General features: G+C 69.7%; 18 protein-coding genes and 1 pseudogene. 4 read left to right on the top strand and 15 right to left on the bottom strand.

Going from position 1 to position 20394, the window contains the following annotated elements:
• The 4 genes from AWZ10_RS36045 to AWZ10_RS36030 all read right to left on the bottom strand — a co-directional run.
• Positions 1-843, bottom strand: an 843-nt coding sequence (locus tag AWZ10_RS36045; RefSeq protein ID WP_244172661.1) for a phytoene desaturase family protein, incomplete at its 3' end; no start/stop codon positions are given.
• 156 nt (positions 844-999) lie between these two features.
• The gene (locus AWZ10_RS36040) at positions 1000-3393 is read right to left on the bottom strand and encodes a M4 family metallopeptidase (protein WP_060893108.1); all 2394 of its coding nucleotides are present in this window, start codon (positions 3391-3393) and stop codon (positions 1000-1002) included.
• Positions 3394-3733: 340 nt separating this feature from the next.
• Positions 3734-6028: a serine/threonine-protein kinase gene (locus AWZ10_RS36035; protein WP_060893107.1), complete on the bottom strand. Its 2295-nt coding sequence runs from the start codon at positions 6026-6028 to the stop codon at positions 3734-3736.
• A gap of 168 nt (positions 6029-6196) precedes the next feature.
• Positions 6197-7063: an oxygenase MpaB family protein gene (locus tag AWZ10_RS36030; protein ID WP_060893106.1), complete on the bottom strand. Its 867-nt coding sequence runs from the start codon at positions 7061-7063 to the stop codon at positions 6197-6199.
• A 248-nt stretch (positions 7064-7311) separates the two neighbouring features.
• On the opposite strand from AWZ10_RS36030, the gene AWZ10_RS54350 reads away from it, so the two are divergent.
• Positions 7312-7392 (top strand): hypothetical protein, encoded by an 81-nt coding sequence (locus AWZ10_RS54350; RefSeq protein ID WP_234360643.1) that lies wholly within the window; start codon positions 7312-7314, stop codon positions 7390-7392.
• Between the two features lie 16 nt (positions 7393-7408).
• Here AWZ10_RS54350 and AWZ10_RS36025 read toward each other — a convergent pair whose 3' ends face one another.
• From AWZ10_RS36025 to AWZ10_RS35995, 7 genes are all read right to left on the bottom strand, one after another.
• Entirely contained in the window at positions 7409-7969 is a 561-nt protein-coding gene (locus tag AWZ10_RS36025; RefSeq protein ID WP_279616664.1) for a winged helix-turn-helix transcriptional regulator, read from the bottom strand.
• A gap of 3 nt (positions 7970-7972) precedes the next feature.
• Positions 7973-8839 (bottom strand): alpha/beta fold hydrolase, encoded by an 867-nt coding sequence (locus AWZ10_RS36020; RefSeq protein ID WP_060893110.1) that lies wholly within the window; start codon positions 8837-8839, stop codon positions 7973-7975.
• A gap of 213 nt (positions 8840-9052) precedes the next feature.
• Complete coding sequence (locus AWZ10_RS36015) at positions 9053-10054, bottom strand: SMP-30/gluconolactonase/LRE family protein (RefSeq protein WP_244172660.1); 1002 nt, start codon at positions 10052-10054, stop codon at positions 9053-9055.
• A gap of 197 nt (positions 10055-10251) precedes the next feature.
• Entirely contained in the window at positions 10252-11067 is an 816-nt protein-coding gene (locus tag AWZ10_RS36010) for an oxidoreductase (RefSeq protein ID WP_078935157.1), read from the bottom strand.
• Positions 11068-11738: 671 nt separating this feature from the next.
• Entirely contained in the window at positions 11739-12095 is a 357-nt protein-coding gene (locus AWZ10_RS36005) for an MBL fold metallo-hydrolase (RefSeq protein ID WP_060893105.1), read from the bottom strand.
• Positions 12096-12280: 185 nt separating this feature from the next.
• Positions 12281-12862 (bottom strand): TetR/AcrR family transcriptional regulator, encoded by a 582-nt coding sequence (locus AWZ10_RS36000; RefSeq protein ID WP_060893104.1) that lies wholly within the window; start codon positions 12860-12862, stop codon positions 12281-12283.
• A gap of 612 nt (positions 12863-13474) precedes the next feature.
• Positions 13475-13975 carry a PaaI family thioesterase gene (locus tag AWZ10_RS35995; protein WP_046703287.1) on the bottom strand — a complete coding sequence of 167 codons (501 nt, stop codon included), beginning with the start codon at positions 13973-13975 and terminating at the stop codon, positions 13475-13477.
• A gap of 104 nt (positions 13976-14079) precedes the next feature.
• On the opposite strand from AWZ10_RS35995, the gene AWZ10_RS35990 reads away from it, so the two are divergent.
• Complete coding sequence (locus AWZ10_RS35990; protein ID WP_046703286.1) at positions 14080-14547, top strand: winged helix-turn-helix transcriptional regulator; 468 nt, start codon at positions 14080-14082, stop codon at positions 14545-14547.
• Between the two features lie 311 nt (positions 14548-14858).
• On the opposite strand, the gene AWZ10_RS51865 is transcribed toward AWZ10_RS35990, so the two are convergent.
• The 4 genes from AWZ10_RS51865 to AWZ10_RS35975 form a co-directional block, all read right to left on the bottom strand.
• Positions 14859-15014: a hypothetical protein gene (locus tag AWZ10_RS51865; RefSeq protein WP_159058478.1), complete on the bottom strand. Its 156-nt coding sequence runs from the start codon at positions 15012-15014 to the stop codon at positions 14859-14861.
• A gap of 585 nt (positions 15015-15599) precedes the next feature.
• Complete coding sequence (locus AWZ10_RS35985; protein WP_060893103.1) at positions 15600-16517, bottom strand: alpha/beta hydrolase; 918 nt, start codon at positions 16515-16517, stop codon at positions 15600-15602.
• 63 nt (positions 16518-16580) lie between these two features.
• On the bottom strand, positions 16581-17642 hold the full coding sequence (locus tag AWZ10_RS35980; protein ID WP_046703284.1) for an alkene reductase: 1062 nt from the start codon (positions 17640-17642) through the stop codon (positions 16581-16583).
• A 324-nt stretch (positions 17643-17966) separates the two neighbouring features.
• A complete protein-coding gene (locus AWZ10_RS35975; RefSeq protein WP_060893102.1) occupies positions 17967-18758 on the bottom strand; it encodes an SDR family NAD(P)-dependent oxidoreductase in 792 nt (263 codons plus the stop codon).
• A 691-nt stretch (positions 18759-19449) separates the two neighbouring features.
• Between AWZ10_RS35975 and AWZ10_RS35970 the strand changes: the two genes are divergently transcribed.
• A complete protein-coding gene (locus tag AWZ10_RS35970) occupies positions 19450-20028 on the top strand; it encodes a TetR/AcrR family transcriptional regulator (protein WP_046703282.1) in 579 nt (192 codons plus the stop codon).
• A gap of 74 nt (positions 20029-20102) precedes the next feature.
• Positions 20103-20394: pseudogene (locus tag AWZ10_RS51860) on the top strand (ABATE domain-containing protein); the annotation flags it as partial.

The raw sequence follows: 20394 nt of genomic DNA, 5'->3' as shown, positions 1-20394 counted from the left end.
GGCGGCGATCACGGCACCCGCCGCGCGCGCCGCCGTGGCCAGCGCGTCCGTGAGGGCGCCCATGCCGCCGACGGGCACGTCCCAGGCGCCCGTGCCGCCGCCGATCACGTGGTAGAGAAAGCAGCGGTTCTGGCGGAGGGAGGGGTCGTGGGCGTCGGCGAAGGTGCCGATGAGCGCGTCGGTGAGGACGACACCGCGTACGAGGTCGTCGCCGAACGTCGATTCGACGGCCGCGCCGATCGGTTCCTCGAAGAGGATCCGCCACGCCTCCTCGTCGTCGATGCGGTCGCGCAGGTCGTCCCGGGTGGGCAGGGGGTCGGTGAGCGTCGGGAACACCCGTTCGGCGACACGGCCCGTCATCGCGTAGAAGCGCTGCCAGGCCTCGTACTCGCGGGCCGAACCCGTCAGCCTCGCGAACGCCTCGCGGGTGCGGCGTTCGCCGCCGCCCACGAGCAGGCCGGTGGGGCGGCCGTCGCGTTCGACGGGGGTGTACGACGAGATCGTGCGCCCACGGACGCGGAAGTCGAGGTCCAGGTCCCGCACGATCTTCCGGGGCAGCAGGCTGACCAGGTAGGAGTACCGCGACAGCCGGGCGTCGATCCCGGCGAACGGCCGCGACGACACGGCGGCGCCGCCGGTGTGGTCCAGCCGTTCCAGCACCAGCACGGAACGGCCCGCGCGGGCGAGGTAGGCGGCGGCGACCAGGCCGTTGTGGCCGCCGCCGACGATCACGGCGTCGTACGAGTCGTGCGGCCGGGGTCCGGCCGGGCGTCCGCGCTGGGCCGGGTGTGCGGGCTGGGCCGGGTATGCGGGCTGGGCCGGGTATGCGGGGGTGGCAGGCATGGCTCTTCGTAACACGCGCTGATCGAGGTCGGCCAGGGGTGCGGGTGCAGGTGGACGAACCTGCCGTACCACCGGTTGGAGTCGGCGCACCGGGGGCGACGCGGGCAGCTGGGTGCCCACGTCGTCCCCGGTCCGGGCATGGATCAGGTCACTTCGTCAGCCGGTCGTCACGGCGGTGTCGTCGACGACGAAGCTGGTCTGCAGCGAGGAGTCCTCGACACCGGTGAACTTCAGGCTCACGGTGCTGCCCGCGAAGGATCCGAGGTTGAAGGACTTCTGTACATAACCGGAGGCCGCATTGAGGTTGGAGTACGTGGCCAGGGTCGTCGACCCGGCGGTGACCGTCAGCTTGTCGTACTGGGTGCTGGTGGTGGTCTCGGCCGTGTCAACGTGCAGGTAGAAGGTGAAGACGGTGTTGGTGCAGCCGCTCGGGACCGTCACCGACTGCGACAGCGTGTCGGTGTGGGTCGATCCGTAGCCGTCGAGCCAGGCCTTGTAGGAGCCGGTGCGGGCCGCCTGGTCGGTGTCGCTGGTGATGACGCCGCTCGACGCCGTCCAGGTCGTGTTGCCCGACTCGAAGCCCGCGTTGCCCAGGAGCTGTGTCGAGGTGCAGCTGCCGCCTCCGGAGGAGCTGACCGTCCAGGTGAAGCTCGCCGTGCCGGTCGCGCCGGTGCTGTCGGTCACCGTGACGGTGGTGCTGTAGGTGCCGGCCGTGGTCGGGGTGCCGGAGACGACGCCGGTGGAGCTGCTGATCGACAGGCCGGTGGGCAGGCCGGTCGCGGCGTAGGTCAGGGTGCCGCTGTTGGTGCTGGTGGCCGAGATCTGCAGGCTCACGGCGGTGCCGACGGTCGAGGCCTGGCTGCCCGGGTTGGTGACCGTGACGCCGGTGGTCGGCACGGAGATGTGGCTGCCGACGTTGATCCCGGCGAAGGCGTTGCCGACCCCCGCGTACTGCGTGGAGCTGGTGCCGTACAGGGACGCTGCGGCGTTGAGCGCGGCCGTGCGGGCGCCTGCGTAGGTGGTGCTCGACGTCATGTAGGTCGTGAGCGCCTTGTACCAGATCTGCAGGGCGGCGGCCCGGCCGATACCCGCGACGGCGACGCCGTCCGAGGTCGGGCTGTTGTAGGTCACGCCGTTGATGGTCTTGGAGCCGCTGCCCTCGGAGAGCAGGTAGAACATGTGGTTCGCCGGACCCGAGGAGTAGTGGACGTCCAGGTTGCCGATGCCGGAGTACCAACTGTCCGCGGAGGAGCCGTCCTTGTCGGGCTCGTCCATGTAACGCAGCGGTGTGCCGTCGCCGTTGATGTCGACTTCCTCGCCGACGAGGTAGTCGCCGACGTCGGAGCTGTTGGCGGCGTAGAACTCCACGCCCGTGCCGAAGATGTCGGAGGTCGCCTCGTTGAGGCCGCCGGACTCTCCGGTGTAGTTGAGGTTCGCGGTGTTGGAGGTGACGCCGTGGGTCATCTCGTGCCCGGCGATGTCGAGCGAGGTGAGGGCCTTGGTGCCGCCCTCGCCGTCGCCGTACGTCATGCAGAAGCAGGAATCGTCCCAGAAGGCGTTGACGTACGCGGTGCTGTAGTGGACGCGCGAGTAGGCGGCGACGCCGTCGTTCTTGATGCCGCTGCGGCCCAGGGTGTTCTTGTAGAAGTCCCAGGTCGTCTGGGCGCCGAAGTGGGCGTCGACGCCGGCGGTCTGGGTGTTGGAGCCGGAGCCGGTGCCCCACACGTCGTCGGCGTCGGTCATCAGGGTGCCGGTGCCGGACGTGCCGTTGTTGAGGTTGTACGTCTTGGCGGTACCGCGTGTGGTGTCGTTCAGCTGGTACGTCGAGCCGGACAGCGTGGTGCCGATGGTGACGGTGCCGCTGTACTGGCTGTTTCCGGTACCGGTCTTGATGGCCTGGAACTGGTGGAGCTTCGCGCCCGTGGTGGCGTCGGTGATGACGTGGAGCCGGCTGGGCGTGCCGTCGTCCTGGAGGCCGCCGACCACGGTCTCCCAGGCGAGTTTCGGGGTGCCGTCGCCCGCCCAGACGACCTTGCGGGCACTGTCGGTGGTGGGCTTCTCCGCGTCCAGGGCCTTGGCCGCCTTCAGGGCCTTGGTCTCCGCCGCCGACTTGGTGAAGGCCGCGGTGGTGGAGGCGACCTTGATGGTGCGCTTGCTGTTGAAGGTGGTGCTCACCGTGCCGGAGGCCTTGGAGGCCGGCGGGGTGTGCACGACCAGGTCGCCGCCGAGGACCGGCAGACCCGCGTAGGTGCGCTCGTACCGTGTGTGGAGGGTGCCGTCGTTGTCCTTGGCGACGTCCTTGACTACCAGCTTCTCCTTGGCGCCGAGGCCCAGGGTGTCGGCCGTCGTCACGGTCTGCTTGGACGCCTTCTTCAGCAGCGCCGTGTGCTGGGCCGGGGTGAGGTCGGCCGGCAGGCCACCCGTGCGGAGGGGACTGGGGTGGGGCACGGGCTTGGCGGCGGCGGGGACCGCCTGTATGCCGAGAGCCAGGAACGCCGCCGTGGCCGCCAGGGCTCCGGCTGCTGCCGCCCGAGGGGGGATTCGTCTCACTCTTGCTCCTACTGCGACGGCCGCGCGTCGGCGGCCGGTGACAGACCGGGCAGACGGATCGTGCTGCCCGGGGCCAGCTGAGCAGTGCGGTGTGGGGGGTTCCCGACCTGCGCACACCGAGCGAGGCATGCGGGGAAGGTGGGGGAAGAATGGCAGCGTTGACCGAGACATGTCATTCCCCTCGGGGTCATTCGAGGGCAGGTCGAGGGTTATCCCTCTACGACGCTCCCGAGGGCCCCTTATTGGGCCGGAGCCGCACATCGCGGGACGGCCGCCACGACGGGTCACCTACACGCGTCACCTCGGCGGGTCGCCGGGCGACGGAAGGTCGTGCCTGGCCTCAGCGCCCGCCTGTCGCCCGTCGCTGCCGTGACGCCGCCACTCTCCGGTACAGCTCCGCCGCCTCCTGGCCACGGCCGAGTTGTTCCAGGCAGTGGGCCTCGTCGTTGCGGCTGGCGAGGGCGTCGGGATGATCCGGGCCGAGGACACGCTCGCGGGCGTCGGCGACTCGGCGGTACTCGGTGAGAGCGTCGGGCCAGCGCCCGAGCCAGCCGAGACCGACGGCGACCTCACGGCGGCTGACGAGCGTGTCGGGGTGGTCCGGACCGAGGACGCGCTCGCGCAGTGCGCAGACGTCGCGGGACTCGGCGAGGGCCTCGTCCCAGCGGCTGAGGCGGCCGAGATTGACGCCCAGGCCGTGGCGGGCGCGCAGTGTCTCGGTGTGGGCCGGGCCGTGGACGCGGGCTCGGTCGCCCACCAGGGCACGGTAGAGCGTCAGCGCGTCGGCGCTGCGGCCGAGCCGGCCGAGGCTGATCCCCACCTCGTGGCGGGCGGCGAGGGTGTCGGGGTGGTCGGGGCCGAGCGCCTGGGCGCGGGACTCGGCGACCTCCTGGTAGGTCTGCAGCGCCTCGGGCCAGCGACCCAACTGACCCAATGCGTAGGCGACTTCGTACCGTGTGACGAGAGTGTCGGGGTGGTTGGCGCCGAGCACGCGGGTGCGGGCGGCGGCGACCTCGCTCGCCATGCGGTACGAGTCCTCGAGCCGGCCGAGCCTGCTGAGGTTGAAGGCGAGGTTGTGGCGGCAGCGCAGGGTGTCCGGATGGTCGGGTCCGGCGATGCGTTCGCGGGCCGCGAGGACGGACACGTACGCCTGGTGGGCTTCGAGGTGTCGGCCCAACTGGCCCAGTACGTAAGCCATTTCCTGCCGGGCGGCGAGGGTGTCGGGGTGCTCGGGGCCAAGGGCGTGCTCCCGGGCGCGGGCGACGTGGGCGAACTCGCGCAGCGCGTCTGCGGGGCGGCCCGTGCGGCTGAGGGCGAAGCCGACCTCGTAGCGGCTGGACAGGGTGTCGGGGTGGTCGGGGCCGAGGGCGTGTTCGCGTTCGGCGGCGACCGCGCGGTGCACCTCGCCGGCCTCCGTCCAGCGGCCGAGACGGCCCAGGCTCAGGCCCGCGTTGTGCCGCCCGGCCAGCGTGGTGATCGACTCCGCTGACGGCGTGGGCCGTTCGGTACGTACGGGTTGCTCGCCGCGGCCGGTGGCGGGACGGGCGATCCACTCCCCGGTGAGGCCGGCGGCGGCGTCCGGCGGGGTGAGGCCCAGCCCGGCTCCGGTGCCGGTGGCCTTGTGGCCGGTGGTCATGCCACGGGTCCAGGAGGGCAGCCGGGCTTCGCGCGAAGACGGCTGCTCGGGGCGCGTCCGGGGCCGGTGCGTGCCGTGAGCGGACTCGGGCGGGGCAGGGCGCGAGAGGACGGTCGGCACATAGGAGCGGGCCGGTGCCGCGGCGGTCGCCGCCCGCCCCTCGCCGACCCTGCGGCCCACCTCCCGCGCGTCGTGCGGACGTTCCTCGGGCTCCTTGGCCAACAGGTCCAGGATGATCCGGTCGAGGTACTCGGGCACCTCGTCGCGATGGCTGCGCGGGGGCATCGGCGCGGTGTCGCGGTGGCCCATGAGGACCGCCCAGGCGTCGTCGAGGTCGAACGGCGGTGCCCCGGTGACGATCTCGTAGAGCACACATCCGAAGGAGTAGAGGTCGCTGCGCCGGTCGACCTGGTCGCCGCTGATCTGTTCCGGCGACATGTAGTGCGGGGTGCCCATCGCGATGCCGGTGCCGGTGAGGCGGGAGGTGAAGGTGACGTCGCGGCCGAGGCGGGCGATGCCGAAGTCGCAGATCTTCACGGTGCCGTCGGTGAGCAGCATGATGTTCGCGGGCTTCAGGTCACGGTGCACGATGCCCTGTTGATGGGTGTAGGAGAGGGCGGCGGCCACCTGGTCGGCGATCTCGACGACCGCGGGGACGGCCAGCGGATGGTGTTTGTTGTCCTCCAGGAGCTGGCTGAGGTTGCGGCCCTCCAACAACTCCATGACGAGGAACAGCACCCCGTCGAACTCGCCGAAGTCGTGGACGACGGTCACCCCCCGGTGCTGGAGGGCGGCCGCGACGCGCGCCTCGCGCCGGAAGCGTTCCCGCAGGACACGGGTGAAGGACTGGTCGGGCTGGGTGTTGACGGGCTTGAGACACTTGACCGCGACCAGCCGCCCCAGCGACTCGTCCCTCGCGCGCCAGACCTCGCCCATCCCCCCGCGCCCGATCTGATCGAGCAGCCGGTACCGGCCCTGGATCAGCCTGGTGTCCGCCATCGCCAACGATGCCCCCGTATCCGTACGGACCCGCCCTCCCCTGGGGTCCGTCTTTCGGGTCAGGCCTGGGCCGCGGGGCTCGGCACGCCCACCGGCGGTCATTCGGCGCCCTTCGCCCTAAGCCGACCTGATCCGAAGGACGGACCCTGGCCCGTCCAGTATGGCGACCTATCTGCCGACTTTGTACGGTGCCGGGCGGGAGCCGGGGCCGAGCCGTGACATGGCACGGAGGATGTGCTTGGGCGGGAGTTGCCGGCGCAGACGTGCGGGGACACGGCGCACCAGGGTGCCGGTGTGCCGTAGGCGACGGGTGACCACGGCCGGTGCGGGGGCCGGCCTGCCGTACAACTCCTGGGCGTACGGCGGCAGGGAGGCGTACGCCAGGTTCGCGACGCGCCGCCACAGTGCTTCACGTGCCGGTACGAGCAACGGGTGGGTCGGCGGCCGGCGCAGGAAGTCGTCGACGTCCCGCGCCTCGGGCCAGGCGGCCGGCTCGGGCCGGACCTTCTCGAAGTAGGCCGCCAACTCCGCCCGGTTCCCGGGTACGTCGTCCGGGGCGAGGCCCACCAGGCGGGCGCTGACTCGGTGTTCGCCGACACAGCGGTCGGCGGCGGCCTCGGTGAGAGGGTAGCCGGAGCGGTGCAGGATGTGCAGGTAGGAGGCGATCTCGGCGCAGTGCGCCCAGAGCAGCAGCTCGAGTTCGTCGACGCCGTACCGCTCCCCCGTGTCCGGGTCGGTCGCCGAGTGCAGGCGGTGGATCTTCCGGACGCGGGCACCCGCCCTCTCGGCGGCCCCCGCAGTGCCGTACGTCGTCGTGCCGACGAAGTTCGCCGTGAGCATCAGCCGGCCCCACGCGTCGTTGCGGAAGTCCGAGTTCTGCATGACGCCGCGCACCGCGCGTGGGTGCAGGGCCTGGAGGTACAGCGCGCGGATCCCGGCGATCCACATCACGGGGTCACCGTGGGCCTGCCACGTCACGGAGGCCGGTCCGAACAGGCCTGGGTCGCCTTGGAGGGGGTCGCTGGGGGCATCCACGCCGTCAGTGTGACCAGGATTTCCGGTTGGCACCAGAAATTCTTCGTGACCCGCAGTGATGCCCAGGCAGCGCCCACTGGCGCCACGGCCCTCGCCGCCGAGCCCACACTCGCGCCGGCCCTCATCGCTCAGGACGCCGTCGACCTGCTTCTGTCCGCCGAGATCCGGCGCGTACACGTCTGCGGAGGGGACCGCTGCGCACTGCGCTTACTGGCCGCTCCCCGGCCCGCAACCGCCGCTGGCGCGCCATGTCCCGCTGCGGAAACCGCACCACGGTCCGCCCCCATCGGGCGCGTACACGACAGAGCAGCCGGATCAAGGAGGGCTGACGGAGGACTCCTCAGCTCACCCGGGCGACCTCATACGAAATGCGGGGCCGGGGACGCTCTCGATGTCTTCCGCCTGCACGGCGTGTCCCCGTTCGCAGCGAATCTGAACGCCGACGTGCGCACCGCACTCGCGGTGTCGCGCCAGTACCGCCGGCCCCTGCGCGTCGGCACGGTAACGGTCGCCCCACTGGAGCAGCCCCATCACGGCCGGCACCAGATCCATGCCCTTGGAGGTGATCACATACTTCGGCCGACTCCGCGCACCAGGCTCCTTGTAGGTCTCGGTGGCCAGGATCCCTTCCTCCACGAGCATCCGGAGCCGCGTCGCGAGGAGGTTGCGAGGACAGCCGAGGACACGTACGAAGTCGCTGAAGCGGGACGAGCCGTACCAGACCTCACGCAGGATCAGCATCGTCCACTTCTCACCGACGACCTCAAGAGTCCGACCATGACACTCGCGACCACTCGCGGACTGGTGAAGTGCCCGCTCCCACCTCGCCTCATGACCGGTTGACGGACGTCGACCGCCGGAGAAGCCCCCAGTGTCCCCGGCGCACGCACCGCCCGCCCCTGACACCCGCTACCGCTCAAGGAAGTCGAGAGCTTCCGCCACGAACTGCTCGTGGAACTGGAAGATGCCTCCGTGGCCGGCGTCGGGATAGACGACCAGGTCGGCGTTCGGCAGTCGCCGGGCCAGTTCGAACGAGTTCTTCGTCGGCACCATCCTGTCACTCTCGCCGTTGGCGATGAACACGGGCTGATGGACGACGGAGAGGTCCTGCAACTGTGCGAGCCCCCAGCGGTGGATGGCCTTGAGCTGGGCGAAGTACGACGTGAGGGAGATCGCCTTGTCCCGGTCGTGGGTGCGCTCCTTGAGACGGGCCAGGAACTGCTTTCCGGCTCGGCGCCCGCCCGCAGTGCGGGTGAAGAAGAGGAACTGCTTCGGGTCCTGGAGGGTGAACAGGGCCCGGAGCGTGTCGAGATGGGACAGCCGGCTCACGTTCTTGATGCCCTCGCCGCCCGCGGGGCCGGTGCCGGTGAGGATCAGCTTGCGAACGAGTTGCGGGGCGTCCTGCGCGATCACCTGGGCGATCATGCCGCCCATCGAGAAGCCGTGGATGTCGACATGCTCCAGCCCGAGTCCCCGGATGAAGGTGACGGCATCCTTGGCCATCTCCTCGATGGTCTTCGGCGTCGAGCCGCTGGAAGCGCCGACGCCCCTGTTGTCGAAGGTGATGACCCGGTGCTTGGCGGCGATGCCGTCGACGACCCGGGGGTCCCAGTTGTCGAGGACCGCGGCAAGGTGGGTGATGAAGACCACCGGGACGCCAGTCCGGGGACCGAGGTCACGGTAGGCGAAGGTCACTCCCCCGGCGGTGAGGGTGCGGGTCGGTGCGTTCTTGTACGAGGTCACCACGTCGCCTCGTACTCCGGGTGCGTCGTTCATGGCCGTGCCCTTCTGCATGGGGCTTCTCGACTGCGGCGGCAGTCGGTTCGGTCGGCGGCGGAAGGCCCGTAGGAGTTGGAACCCCGATCGGTTGATTCCTTCGACAACACGCCAATCCGCTGTCTTGTCTCCTGTTTGAATTCTTTCGAGTACCGCACGATGCGCTGCTCCATCGCAGCCGGGGCTGACGCCGCGGCTGCCGCCCTGGCCAGGTCAGTGTGCAGCGCCTGCAAGGAGAGCGGCGAAGTTGATCCTCGCGGTCTGCAATTTCGCGTCGTGGGGCTCGGGGACCCCGCCGTCAGTGATGTACAGCCGGTTGCCGCGGACCGCGGTCGCGGAGGGCGAGGCGAGACCATCCGCGCTGGTCAGGACGGGCTTGTAGGTGCCGTTCGGGTAGATCACCACGACCCTGTCCGGACCGTTCTGGGAGGAGGAGCCGTTCTGCGCCGCGAAGACCACATCGGAGCGGGGGGTCAGAAAGCTGAGATCGTCGATGTTGGGCAGGCCACCTGCGACAACGCGGATGGGACCGGCCGCGCCGGTGCCGGTGACCGGTACCCGCAGCAGTGTTCCCCTGTTGAAGTTACTGACCCACAGAGCGCCGTTGTGGAACCTGAGCCCGTTGGCGCCGATCGGCAGGGCTTCGGTCGGCACCGGCGCGAGAGCGGCGTCGGTCAGCCAGGGGGTCACCGATCCGCCCGAGACGGGAACGGACCAGATGGCGCCCTTCAGGCTGTCGGCGATGTAGAGAGTGCGTCCGGCCGAGTCGATGGCCAGCCCATTGGGGCCCGAGTCGGCGGGCAGAGCGGCGATGCGCCGAGGGGTAGCGTTTGGACGCAGCGCGTATACGCCGTTTCTGGCCGCGTTGCCCGGTGCCCACACGCTGTAATAGACAGTGCCGTCGCTGCCACGGGTGTTGCCGCTGATCGCCTCACCCACCTGCCCGGTGACGAGCACCGTGCGCTCTCCGGACGGGGAGATACGCATCAGCTGCGGCCCATGGGTGCGTGGGCACACCGCACAACTGCCGAGCAGGGACAGGGTCACTGAGCCGTCGGGGTTGACGGTGATGTTCTCGGGGATCTCACCGGCGGCGTAGTCGAACTTCGCCACGGTCGTCACGTCGGTGACAACGGATCCGCGATACGTGTGTCCCGTCCCTGCGGACGCGGACGGCGCCGACACCAGGACGGCCGCCGTCGCGGTGACCGCCACGGCGATTGCGACGTTCCTCTTCGGATAACGTCTTGCGCTCGCTGCACTGCGCCGGGCCGTTTGCGGGCGTTGCTGATGCATGACTCTCCTTGGCGATCAACGAGTGACTGATCAATGGACTTTCGACGCCATCAGCGATGTCGGACACAGCCGAGCTATTCGAGTGGAAACGGCGTGCTTGAAGCCGGACCGGGAGGTCAGGTGGGCATGCGGTTGTTCTTGCGGATCTGCTTGTCGAACGCTCCAGCGGGGACGAGGCGGCGTGCCGTGGTGACGCGTGAGGCCAGCGGGCCGGCGGCGTAACGCAGCTTCGGCTTCTTGTCGGTGGCCGCGGTGACGATCACCTTGGCGACGACGGTGGGGTCGTCGCCGTCCTCCATCGCCTCCGCGATCACCTCGTCGAAGATGCGCCGTCGCTGCGCGTACAGAGGCAGCGGGGTATCGGGCTGCGCGGCGTTGGTGTCGAAGCTGGTCTTGGTGTAGGCGGGCTGGACGAGGAGGACCCTCACGCCGTGCTCGCGGACCTCATGGTCCAGAGACTCGGAGTAGCCCTCGATGGCGTGCTTCGACGCGACGTAGAGGGCCATGAAGGGCTGGGGGGCGACCCCGAGGACGGACGAGATGTTGATGACACGTCCACCTCCCTGGGCGCGCATGTGCGGCAGGACGGCCTTCGTCATCCGGATGACACCGAGGACGTTGATGTTCAGGATGTTCTGGGCCTGGGCGACGGAGTTCTCCTCGACAGCGCCGGCCGAGCCGATGCCTGCGTTGTTGACCAGAACGTCGATACGTCCGAACCGGTCGATCACCTCTGCGACCGCGGCGGTGGCCGAGTCGTCACTGGCCACATCGAGATCGAGGTACGTCACACCGGCGGGTGGGGTGAGTCGGGAGGTCTTGCGGCCGGTTCCTATCACCTCGAAACCCGCCGCGACGAGGGCGCGGGCCGCCTCCTTGCCGATCCCCGACGAGGCACCCGTCACGAGCGCCACTGGCCGAGTTGTCTCCATCATGAACTCCCTGGTTTGAATTACGTTCGTATGCCTTACGTTCGTACGACAATATGGTGGTCTTCGGTCGATGGCAAGTGGTCAGGTCCGGCAATCCGAGAAAGATCCGGGAAACGTGAGGTGCCGTACGGGAAAAGCCACGAGCGGACGACGAGCAGTGACCGAGACGGCCAGTCCTCGCATCGCCCGAGACGGCAGACGGCAGACGGCAGACGGCAGACGGCAGACGGCAGACGGCAGACGGCAAGCGAACGGTTCGGGGTCACAACGGGTATCGCACGGGCGCCACCCGGGTTCGGCTGGTGGCGCAGTCCCGGCTGTCGCTGTGGACGAACGACCAGCGGTTTGAGGCGCTGCCGCCGCGTGGGTGCCCTTCCCCGTGCGGCCCCCTCCCGTCCTTCCTGGCACGCATCGCCAGTCCCGTGGCGCTCAGCGCGGCGGGCAACCAGCCGAGCGGGGCCTTATGTTTCGGCCACCACGAACTCCGATCCGCTCCTCTCACATGGCCGAGTGTGCGTTGCCACGCGTCGCGGCCTCCGCCCGGGATTCCGCGAGTGACGGGTGCGTTACGGACGACGTCACCGGCGACGGCCGCTTCAGGCTCGGTACCCAGAGCACCGTCGCCGTCGCCGTGACCGACCTCGATCAGAATGAGCGCATTCCCCGCGGGCTCAGCCCCTCCCCTCGCCGGCGACGACCTGCATGTCGACGGTGTCGACGGCACGTGACCGGGGAACAGCACGTCCCAGAACTCCGCACGGGGACTCCGCAGTGGCCAGGCCGGCCAGGCGGCCCTTGGTCCCGGCCGACGCACGGACCACGGCGTAAGGGAACCGTTCGAGCAGGATGGGAGCGCCGAGCCAGTGGTCGTCGTGACCGTGGGTGATGCAGATCTCCGCGATGTCCAGACCGGGTCTTTTCCGCCCCGGCGACACCTCGCGCGTGATGTCCGTGGTGATGGGTCGGTCGACGACGACGGCGTCATTCTCGCCGAGGATCAGGGTCGTCGAGATGGGCGACCACACCACCGCGTGCCCGTTGGGAAGGCTCAGGGCGCCGCTGCTCGGTGAATCGCGGGTGTTGCGACCACACGGGCTCGTACCGCGCGTCGACCGAGCGCCGGCCGGAGAGAACCTGACGGCGTCGGGCCGCTCCCCCGAAAGCCACAGCCTGGGGCTGGGGCTGGGGGTGGGCGTGTGGTGCGCCAGACGCGCTACCCGGCGTCCAGCAGGGCGAGGGCGTTGCTTATGCCCTGATCGAGGAGTTCATGGGCGAGTCGACCGTCGGTCAAGGCGCGCGAGAGCTGCAGCGTCCCGGCCATCAGGCCGAGGAGACTGAGCGCCTTCACACGTGCGGAGGGCGGGGCCTCGGGCGCCATGCGGGCGGCAATGCCGTCGACAAGGGCCAGCACGCCATCGGTGTACGCCTGCCTGGTTGTGTCGGTGCAGCGCCCGATCTCGTCGAGCAGAGCCGCGTTGGGACAGCCGTCACCAAGGCTGTCCCGGTGCTGGGGCGACAGGTACCCCCGCACAATCTGCTCGACTCCGGCCCGGCCGGGTGCAGCCCGCGCGACGACGCTCTCGGCCTGCTCCTTCAACTGGTCGGCGATTGCCGTGGTGACGAGGTCATCCTTGGATTCGAAGTGAGCATAGAAGGCCCCATTGGTCAGCCCCGCGTCCTTCATGAGCGTCGAGACCCCGGAGCCGTCGATACCGTCTTGCTTGAACCGGCGGCCCGCCGTCTCGATGATCCGCCGCCTCGTCTCCGACTTGTGCTCTTTTCCGTACCGCACCACAGCACACGTCCCTTCGCCTGCCGGAATGGCCGGTTGCCCTTCGCCGACGCCACGAGTCTATGATATTGCGAACGTAATCCAAAGAGTCGACAGCGGCGCCGGCCGGCCGCCTCGTCGCCGGCGCCCTCCGCGCAAGGACGACGGGTGAACGTCGGCCTTCATCAGTGAGGGCGGGCGCGGACCCAGCATCTGAAGCACTGCGCCAACGAGGCACAGCCTCCGCCGCCTCGACCGCCGCCCCGCTCGGCCGACGGTGACCTGCCGCTGCTCAGCCCTGACGACCAGGCGGGAGGCGAGACCTCCACCGACCGCGCGTCCCCCACGTTCTCTCCGACAGGCCCGACGCACCCTTCGACGGCTCCACCGGCAGCGTCGGCACCACGGCCCTCGCCAACCCCGACCTCGTACGCGCCAACGCCCCCTCGACACTCCCGAGCACAGCACAAGGCGTCCGAGGGAAACGCCTCTCCCGGGCACCCAGGCATGACTGCGACAGACACCAGCCTCACAACCGACGAGTCGCCAAGGGGCAGTGGGCCGCTGCCGAGCGGAACGGCGGTGCACCCCTGCTCTCCCGGCCGCCCCCGCGGACCGAGGGCCCTGCCCGCGGAGTCACACCCGAGGGGCGGGCACGGGGAAGAGCATGCAACTGCTGGTGGCGTGGGCGAGGAGACGGTCCTTCGCGTCGACCAACTGGGCCTGGGCGAGGGCGGTTTGGCGGCCCTTGCTGACGACCGTGCCGATGGCGCGCACCGGTCCCGTGTCCACGGTGACCCGCCGCAGGAACTTCACCGTCAGGTCGAGCGAGGTGTACGCCATGCCCTGCGGGAGGGTGGACTGGACTGCGCAGCCTGCCGCCGAGTCGAGCAGGGTGGCGAAGACGCCGCCGTGGACGCTGCCGATCGGGTTGTAGTGCTCCTCGCCCGGTGTCAGCGAGAAGACCGCCCTGCCGGGCTCCACCTCGTCCAGGGCGAAGTCGACGGTGTGGCTGATCGGCGCCCTCGGCAGCCGTCCCGCCTGCACCTCGCGCAGGAAGTCGATGCCGGCCATGCTCCCGGCAGCCTCCGCCGAGATCGCGGGATCGTCCCAGTGATACATACGCGTTCGACCCACGGTCCAGCGCCCTTCCCTCTGACTGTCAGCTGACTTTTCCAAGTGAAGCTAGGCTTTCGTTCACCTGACTGTCAATGGCGAAGGCAGACCCCTACGATGACGGGATGGAGTGGCTTGAGGCGAGCACGGAGAACTGCCCCGTCCAGCGCACGCTGGACGTGATCGGGGAGAAATGGACGCTGCTGATCCTGCGTGACGCCGTGAACGGAGTCCGTCGCTTCGACGACTTCCACCGCCACATCGGCCTGTCGGAAGCAGTCCTCAGCGACCGCCTCCGCAAGCTGACCTCGGCCGGCATCCTGAAGACCGTCCCCTACCAGGAGCCCGGCACCCGTTCCCGCAACGAATACCGCCTGACCCGCAAGGGCTGGGACCTGTGGCCCGTCCTGATGGCCCTCACCCAGTGGGGCGAGGCATACACCCTCGGCTCCGAGGGTCCTGTGCTGGACGTCCGCCACACCGACTGCGACGCTCCGGTCCGTGTCGTCGTGGAGTGCTCCGCGGAGCACTCCACCCTCACTCCCCGTGAAGTCACCGCCCGGCTGGGGAAAGGTGCCCGCCTCCGGTCGTAGGCCATCGACCTCGCGGCCGCGGGCCATACTGGGGTGAGACATCAGCCGAGTGCCGTGTACGCCGCTGCCCGTCGTCCCTCGGCGCGATCGGCTTCGGCGCGCCACCGAACCGAACTCGATGGGCGCTCCGATCGCAGGGTTCAGCGTCTTCGCCGTCGCCGCCGTCCTGTCCTGTCCTGTCGTTCCTGTGCGAAGGCCTCGCAGAGTTCACTCATCACTTCGTTCAAGGTGAAGGGCCTGCCGAGCCCTTCACACACAGTGCCGCTCAGGCGCGTGGCGCTTGTCGGGGAGTGCCTCGCTCCGTGCGGACTTCATCGTCCGGTTCGGCAGCACCCGGTACAGCCCTCGGTGGCCCGGAATCCCACCCACGCGGTCTGGCCGATCGGCAACTCCGCGGTGCCTTCGAACGCGGAGTACGCCTTCGCGTCGGAGTCGGTGAGGTGATAGGCGATCTGTCGAGCCTTCATCAGCACATTCAGCGGCACGACCGCCGCCCCGGCCGTGGGATGCCGAAGTGGACGCTGGTGAAGTGGGGCGGGTTGGGGCGGGTCGGGACAGGACAGGACAGTGAGACCTTGTCACCCGGCTGGATGCCGCGCGAGACGAGCAGGTCGCGACGCGGTTGGCCGCGGGGCGAGAGTTCGGTACGTGACGCGGTCGTCACCCAAGACGAGCGCGGTGCGCTCCGGTACCGGGAGCGCGATGTCAACGGGGAGGCTCCCGACTGGAATGCGACCTTGGCACCGGCCGCCGCCGCCCGCAGCACGGCGAGTACGTCGTCGACGGCTGCGGCGACGTCGCTGTCGACCGGACACGACGGACCGCTCTGCTGGGACGGCGACCCGGCGGTCGGAGAGCTTGGCCGCGCGCTGCGGTGCGCGCGTAGCTGAAGCCGCCATGGTGGTCGACCGGCCCGACCCTCGTCCGCCGGACCGGAACGAGATCGCGGGCGTCGCGGACCTGCGCGCCACCACAGGCCATGTCGGCGTCCGTTCACTGTCCCGATCCGGCAGGCGCGCGGATCGTGCGACTGCCGCGCCCGTGTCGCTCGGTCAGATCTTCGTCTTCTCCCGGACCCACGCGCCGATCTGTGCGATGGCGGCGTCGGTCTCCGGAATCCGGCCGGCACCGTAGACATACGAGTGCTGGCCGCCGGGGACCACCACGGTCGCCGTGTCGATTCCGGCGTCCTTGACGCGGGCGGCGAACTCCTCGTCCTCGCCGGCCAGGACCTCGTACGTTCCCCAGGAGACGAGGATCGGGGGCAGACCGCTCAGGTCCGCCCGGTTCAGATTGATCCGGGTGTCCGTGAACTCGATGCCCGTGCCACCGATCCATGCATCCCGGAAGAACTCCAGCATTTCCTTGCTGAGGATCTTGTCCGTCTCGGCGTTGCTCGCGATGGTCTCGTTGGCGATTTCGAGGTCGCACCAGGGGGAAATCGACACGATGGCGCCGGGCAGCAGCTGCTTCTTGTCGCGGAGGCGAAGCGCCAGGGCGACGGCGATGAACCCGCCGATCGAGTGGCCGATCGTGATGACGTTCCCCGGCTCATATCCTTCGGAGAGCAGCCAGTTGAAGGCCGCCTCCGCGTCGTCCACCTGAGCCGGGTACTTGTGTTCCGGTGCTCGCCGGAAGTCCAGGACCAGTACGGGGGCCCCGGCGGCCTTGGCGATATGGCCTGCGAGCTTTCGGTCGACGTGTGCTGACGCCAGAACGGAGCCCCCGGCGTGAGTGTGCAGGAGGACGTGGTCGGTGTTGGCGTCGACGGGTTCGCACCAGATTCCCAGAACGCCACCCGCGTCCACCTCCCGATAGGTGACGCCTTCCGGCTCCCGGGCCGCTAGATGGACCTGCTCGGCCTGGATGCGCGCCGCATCCAGCTCGGACGGGGGCTTCGCCCCTGCGGCCAAGAATTCCGCGAACGCGGTCGCTTCCGGGCTCAGTTCGACAGCAGCGTGCTCAGACACGTGGTACCTCCATGGGGCCGATCGGGCATACCGGCCCGCCAGGACCGGTATCGCCGGGATTTGTCAGGCGGTGCGGGTCGGGTAGTCGGTGTAGCCGGCCTCGCCGCCGCCGTAGAAGGTGGCGGGGTCGGGGGTGTTCAGCGGCGCGCCGGTACGTACGCGCTCGACCAGGTCGGGGTTGGCGAGTGCCGTCACACCGACGGTGACGACGTCGGCCAGGCCGTCTTCGATGTCCTTCGCGCGGATGGCGATGTCGGTGCCGGCCCGGTTGAGAACGAGGGTGTTCGGCCACAGCTTGCGCAGGGTGTGCAGGAGCTCGTCGTCGCCGCCGTGGCCGATGTGCAGGTAGGCGAGGTCGAGCGGAGTGAGGGCGCGCACGAGCGCCGGGTACAGCTCGTGGGTGTCGCTCTCCGCGATGTCGTTGAACGGGTTCCCGGGAGAGATCCGGAAGCCGGTGCGGCCGGCGCCGATCTCCTCGGCCACGGCGGTGGCGACCTCGACGGCGAAGCGGACGCGATTGTCGACGGAGCCGCCGTACTGGTCGGTGCGCCGGTTGGTGTTGGTGGCGAGGAACTGGTGCACGAGGTAGCCGTTGGCGCCGTGGATCTCGACGCCGTCGGCGCCTGCCGCGACGGCGGCCGCGGCGGCGCGCCGGAAGTCCTCGACCGTCGCGGCGACCTCCTCGGTGGACAGTTCGCGCGGTACCGGCATCTCCTGCGGGCCGGACGCGGTGAACATGGCGCCCGCCGGCTGGACCGGGGAGGGGGCGACCGGCTGCCGGTGGTGTGGGGTGTTGTCGGGGTGGGACATCCGTCCGGCGTGCATGAGCTGGATGACGATGCGTCCGTCGGCCTTGTGCACGGCGTCGGTGACCTTGCGCCAGCCGGCGATGTGCCCCTCGGAGTAGATGCCGGGGGTGAGCGGGTAGCCCTGGCCGTCGGCGTTGGGCTGGGTGCCCTCCGTGATGATGAGGGCGTGCGAGGCACGCTGGGCGTAGTACTCGGCGTTCAGCTCGGTAGGTATGCCTTCGGGGGTGGACCGGTCCCTCGTCATGGGGGCCATTGCCAGCCGGTGCGGCAGGGAGATCTCCCCGGCGACGATCGGGTTCCACAGGGCGTTCAACATGGATGTTTCCTCAAATAGACGGTGAGAGAGATGCGAGAGGGGCGGGCTGCCTGCCCCACGGGGAGCACGGAGGCGGTGACCGGCCGGACGGGCCGGGTGACCTTCCACCGTGGAAGGCAGATTGCGGGGAGAGGCAGCCGACGGGGCGGACGGGCCTGCCGCGCGCATGACCGCCGCCATCGCAGTGCCGGGCCCCGGCTGTTCGTACAGGGGGAGGACGCCTGGCGCGTCGCTCTTCCCCCATGCCGGAGGACGCATCGGTCGCGTGCGGCAGCGACCGTGCCGCTGTCACAAAGGGACTCCGCACCGGAGTCGGAGCGGTGGTCAGCCGCGGTAGCGATCGGCCGGTTCCCGCTGCGAAAGGTTCGGGACGAGCGTCTGACGCGCCTTCTCGAACGACTCCCAGTCGCTGATCTCCGGCAGCGACGGGATGGTGACGGGCTCCCCGGCGTCGAGGCCGGCGAGCGCCGCGTCGACGGCGTCGTCCGCGCTCATGATCCACTCGTCGGGGAACGCCGCGAGGTCGAGGCCTGAGGCGTCCCAGAACTCCGTGCGGACAGCACCCGGCAGTACGGCCTGCACCGTGACGGGGCTCTCGGCGAGTTCCTGCTGCAGGGCCTGGGTGAACGTCAGCACGTAGCTCTTGGTGCCGCTGTAGACGGCGCTGACGGACAGGAAGTTGAGAGCCAGGGCGGAGGAGATGTTCACCACGGTGCCGTGCCCGCGGGCTGTCAGGCCCGGCAGGACCGCGGTGGTCAGCCTGGTCAGCGAGGTCACGTTGAGGTTGATCAGCGCCTCGGAGGCCGCAGCGTCGGAGGTCGCCAGCGGGGTGAACAGCGATCCGCCGGCGTTGTTGATCAGCACCGCGATGCTCTCGTCGGTCCGTAGACGCTCCTCGACCACCGAGATCTGCGCCGCATCGGTGAGGTCGGCGGTGACGACGTCCACCGTGCGGCCCGTGCGGCCGCGGATGTCCGACGCCAGTTCTTCCAGCCGCGCGGTGTTCCGGGCCACCAGGATCAGGTCGTAGCCCCGGTCGGCAAGCCGCTGCGCGTAGGCGGAACCCAGGCCGGCGGACGCGCCGGTGACGACAGCGGTCTTGTTCTGCGTGGTCATGAGGTGGATCTCATTTCTGGTCTGGCGGATGAGCAGGGGCCACAGCGTCGGCCTCGCTTTAGATTACGATAGGTATCTAACGCGATCCAGTCAACGGCGCCGACACCGTCGGTCCCGCCCGCGGCCGGAGACTGCTCGACGTACACGCGGGGCCACAGGGTCGGCTGCCGATCAGGTTCGGACCGAGACCTCTCGGGCGCCCGGTCGCCGTGGACGGCTTCACGTGCCGCCCTCACGACGGGCACGCGGGTACGGCGAACGACACCTCTGCGGAGACCGCACACTGCACATACGCCGAGCACGCCGCGAGCCGCCTCCAACCGGCGTCGGACCACCCCCCGGCCACCTCGGGGCGAGCAGCGCGGTCTCCGGCTCGACGACCCCTCGGCTCGCCGCGTACCGACTCAGGCGCCCAGGCACAGGACCCACCTGTCACCAAAGGGGGAAGAACAGGCCCGTTCAGCCGCCTTGCATGCGCTCCACGAGATTTCGCATCGGCGTCTTCTCGCAACCGCACCCGGGAACGGAGGCATCACCCGGGCGGAATCCACTGCCGGTTCGGATACGGGTCCACGAGCTTCTCGCGTTGCGACAGCGGGAAAGAGTCGTACGGAAGAGGGCACCGCCGCCGGCCGCCGGGCGCTTCGCCTATGATAGATGCACTTTGCAATCTATCGCGGGCAGGTGACCGATGAGTCGCGTTTCGCAAGCGCAAGCGCTCGAGAACCGTAGGCGCGCGGTCGCTGCGGCCTCCCAGCTCTTCCGGGAGCGCGGCGTGAACGGCATCAGCGTCGCCGATCTGATGAAGTCCATCGGGCTGACCACGGGTGGCTTCTACAAGCAGTTCCCCTCCAAGGAGGCCCTGGTGGCTGAGGCGGCCCAAGCCGCCTTCGGGGACCTTGACCTACTCCTGGCGGAGTTCGACACCGCCCACGGCGATCACGACACCGCACGCGACGCCCTCGTCGACTTCTACCTGTCGACCGAGCACCGCGACCAGCCCGGCACCGGTTGCCCCACCGCCGGATTCGCGGGGGACATGGCTCGCGAGCCCACAGCCGGGGAGGTACGCGAAACGTACGCCGCCGGAGTCCAGGAATTCGCCGCGTGGCTGACCCCCGACGCCCACGACGGCCTCCCCATGGTGGCCACTCTGGTCGGCGCGATCCTGCTGGCCCGGGCCACAGCGGGAACAGAGCTTTCGGAGAAGATCCTGGAGTCGGCCCACAAGACCCTCACTGCGCCACACCAGCCTCGACCGGAGTCCTGAACACAGGCTTCGCGGCTGTGGCCCAACGCCACGCAGCCAACGGGCTGTTGACCCCGTCGAGGGGGTCGGTCTCCATGCGACGGCAAGGCCGTACTTCCCGTGACCGATCTTGCGGAGCCCCGCCCGCTGCCGCCGTCCCGGCGTCGGGCCGACGACTGCGCGAGACGGTCGACCGAGCCGTACTCGCGGCCACCGACGGTCGGCTACCCGCATCCAGCGACGTCACCACGCTCAACCGAGCAGCAGCCGAGGCCCCCGACCCGGGCGTGGTGCGCTGGGCCCGGATGCCTCGCGACACCTCCGTCGACGAGGAAGAGGTCCTCGCCGACACCACCGCGACCGAGGAAGCCCTCCAGGCGCTCCCGC

Origin of the sequence: Streptomyces europaeiscabiei (assembly GCF_001550375.1) — a bacterium.
Taxonomy (GTDB): Bacteria; Actinomycetota; Actinomycetes; order Streptomycetales; family Streptomycetaceae; genus Streptomyces; species Streptomyces europaeiscabiei.
The sequence above is the reverse complement of the archived record's forward strand: the minus strand, read 5'-3'. Positions and strand labels throughout refer to the sequence as shown.

Bases quoted from the DNA above. Each gene is read 5' to 3' on its own strand.
- AWZ10_RS36035 (WP_060893107.1), bottom strand. From the start codon at position 6,028: ATGGCGGACACCAGGCTGATCCAGGGCCGGTACCGGCTGCTCGATCAG.
- AWZ10_RS54350 (WP_234360643.1), top strand. From the start codon at position 7,312: ATGTCCCGCTGCGGAAACCGCACCACGGTCCGCCCCCATCGGGCGCGT.
- AWZ10_RS36020 (WP_060893110.1), bottom strand. From the start codon at position 8,839: ATGAACGACGCACCCGGAGTACGAGGCGACGTGGTGACCTCGTACAAG.
- AWZ10_RS36010 (WP_078935157.1), bottom strand. From the start codon at position 11,067: ATGGAGACAACTCGGCCAGTGGCGCTCGTGACGGGTGCCTCGTCGGGG.
- AWZ10_RS35990 (WP_046703286.1), top strand. From the start codon at position 14,080: ATGGAGTGGCTTGAGGCGAGCACGGAGAACTGCCCCGTCCAGCGCACG.
- AWZ10_RS51865 (WP_159058478.1), bottom strand. From the start codon at position 15,014: ATGAAGGCTCGACAGATCGCCTATCACCTCACCGACTCCGACGCGAAG.
- AWZ10_RS35980 (WP_046703284.1), bottom strand. From the start codon at position 17,642: ATGTTGAACGCCCTGTGGAACCCGATCGTCGCCGGGGAGATCTCCCTG.
- AWZ10_RS35975 (WP_060893102.1), bottom strand. From the start codon at position 18,758: ATGACCACGCAGAACAAGACCGCTGTCGTCACCGGCGCGTCCGCCGGC.
- AWZ10_RS35970 (WP_046703282.1), top strand. From the start codon at position 19,450: ATGAGTCGCGTTTCGCAAGCGCAAGCGCTCGAGAACCGTAGGCGCGCG.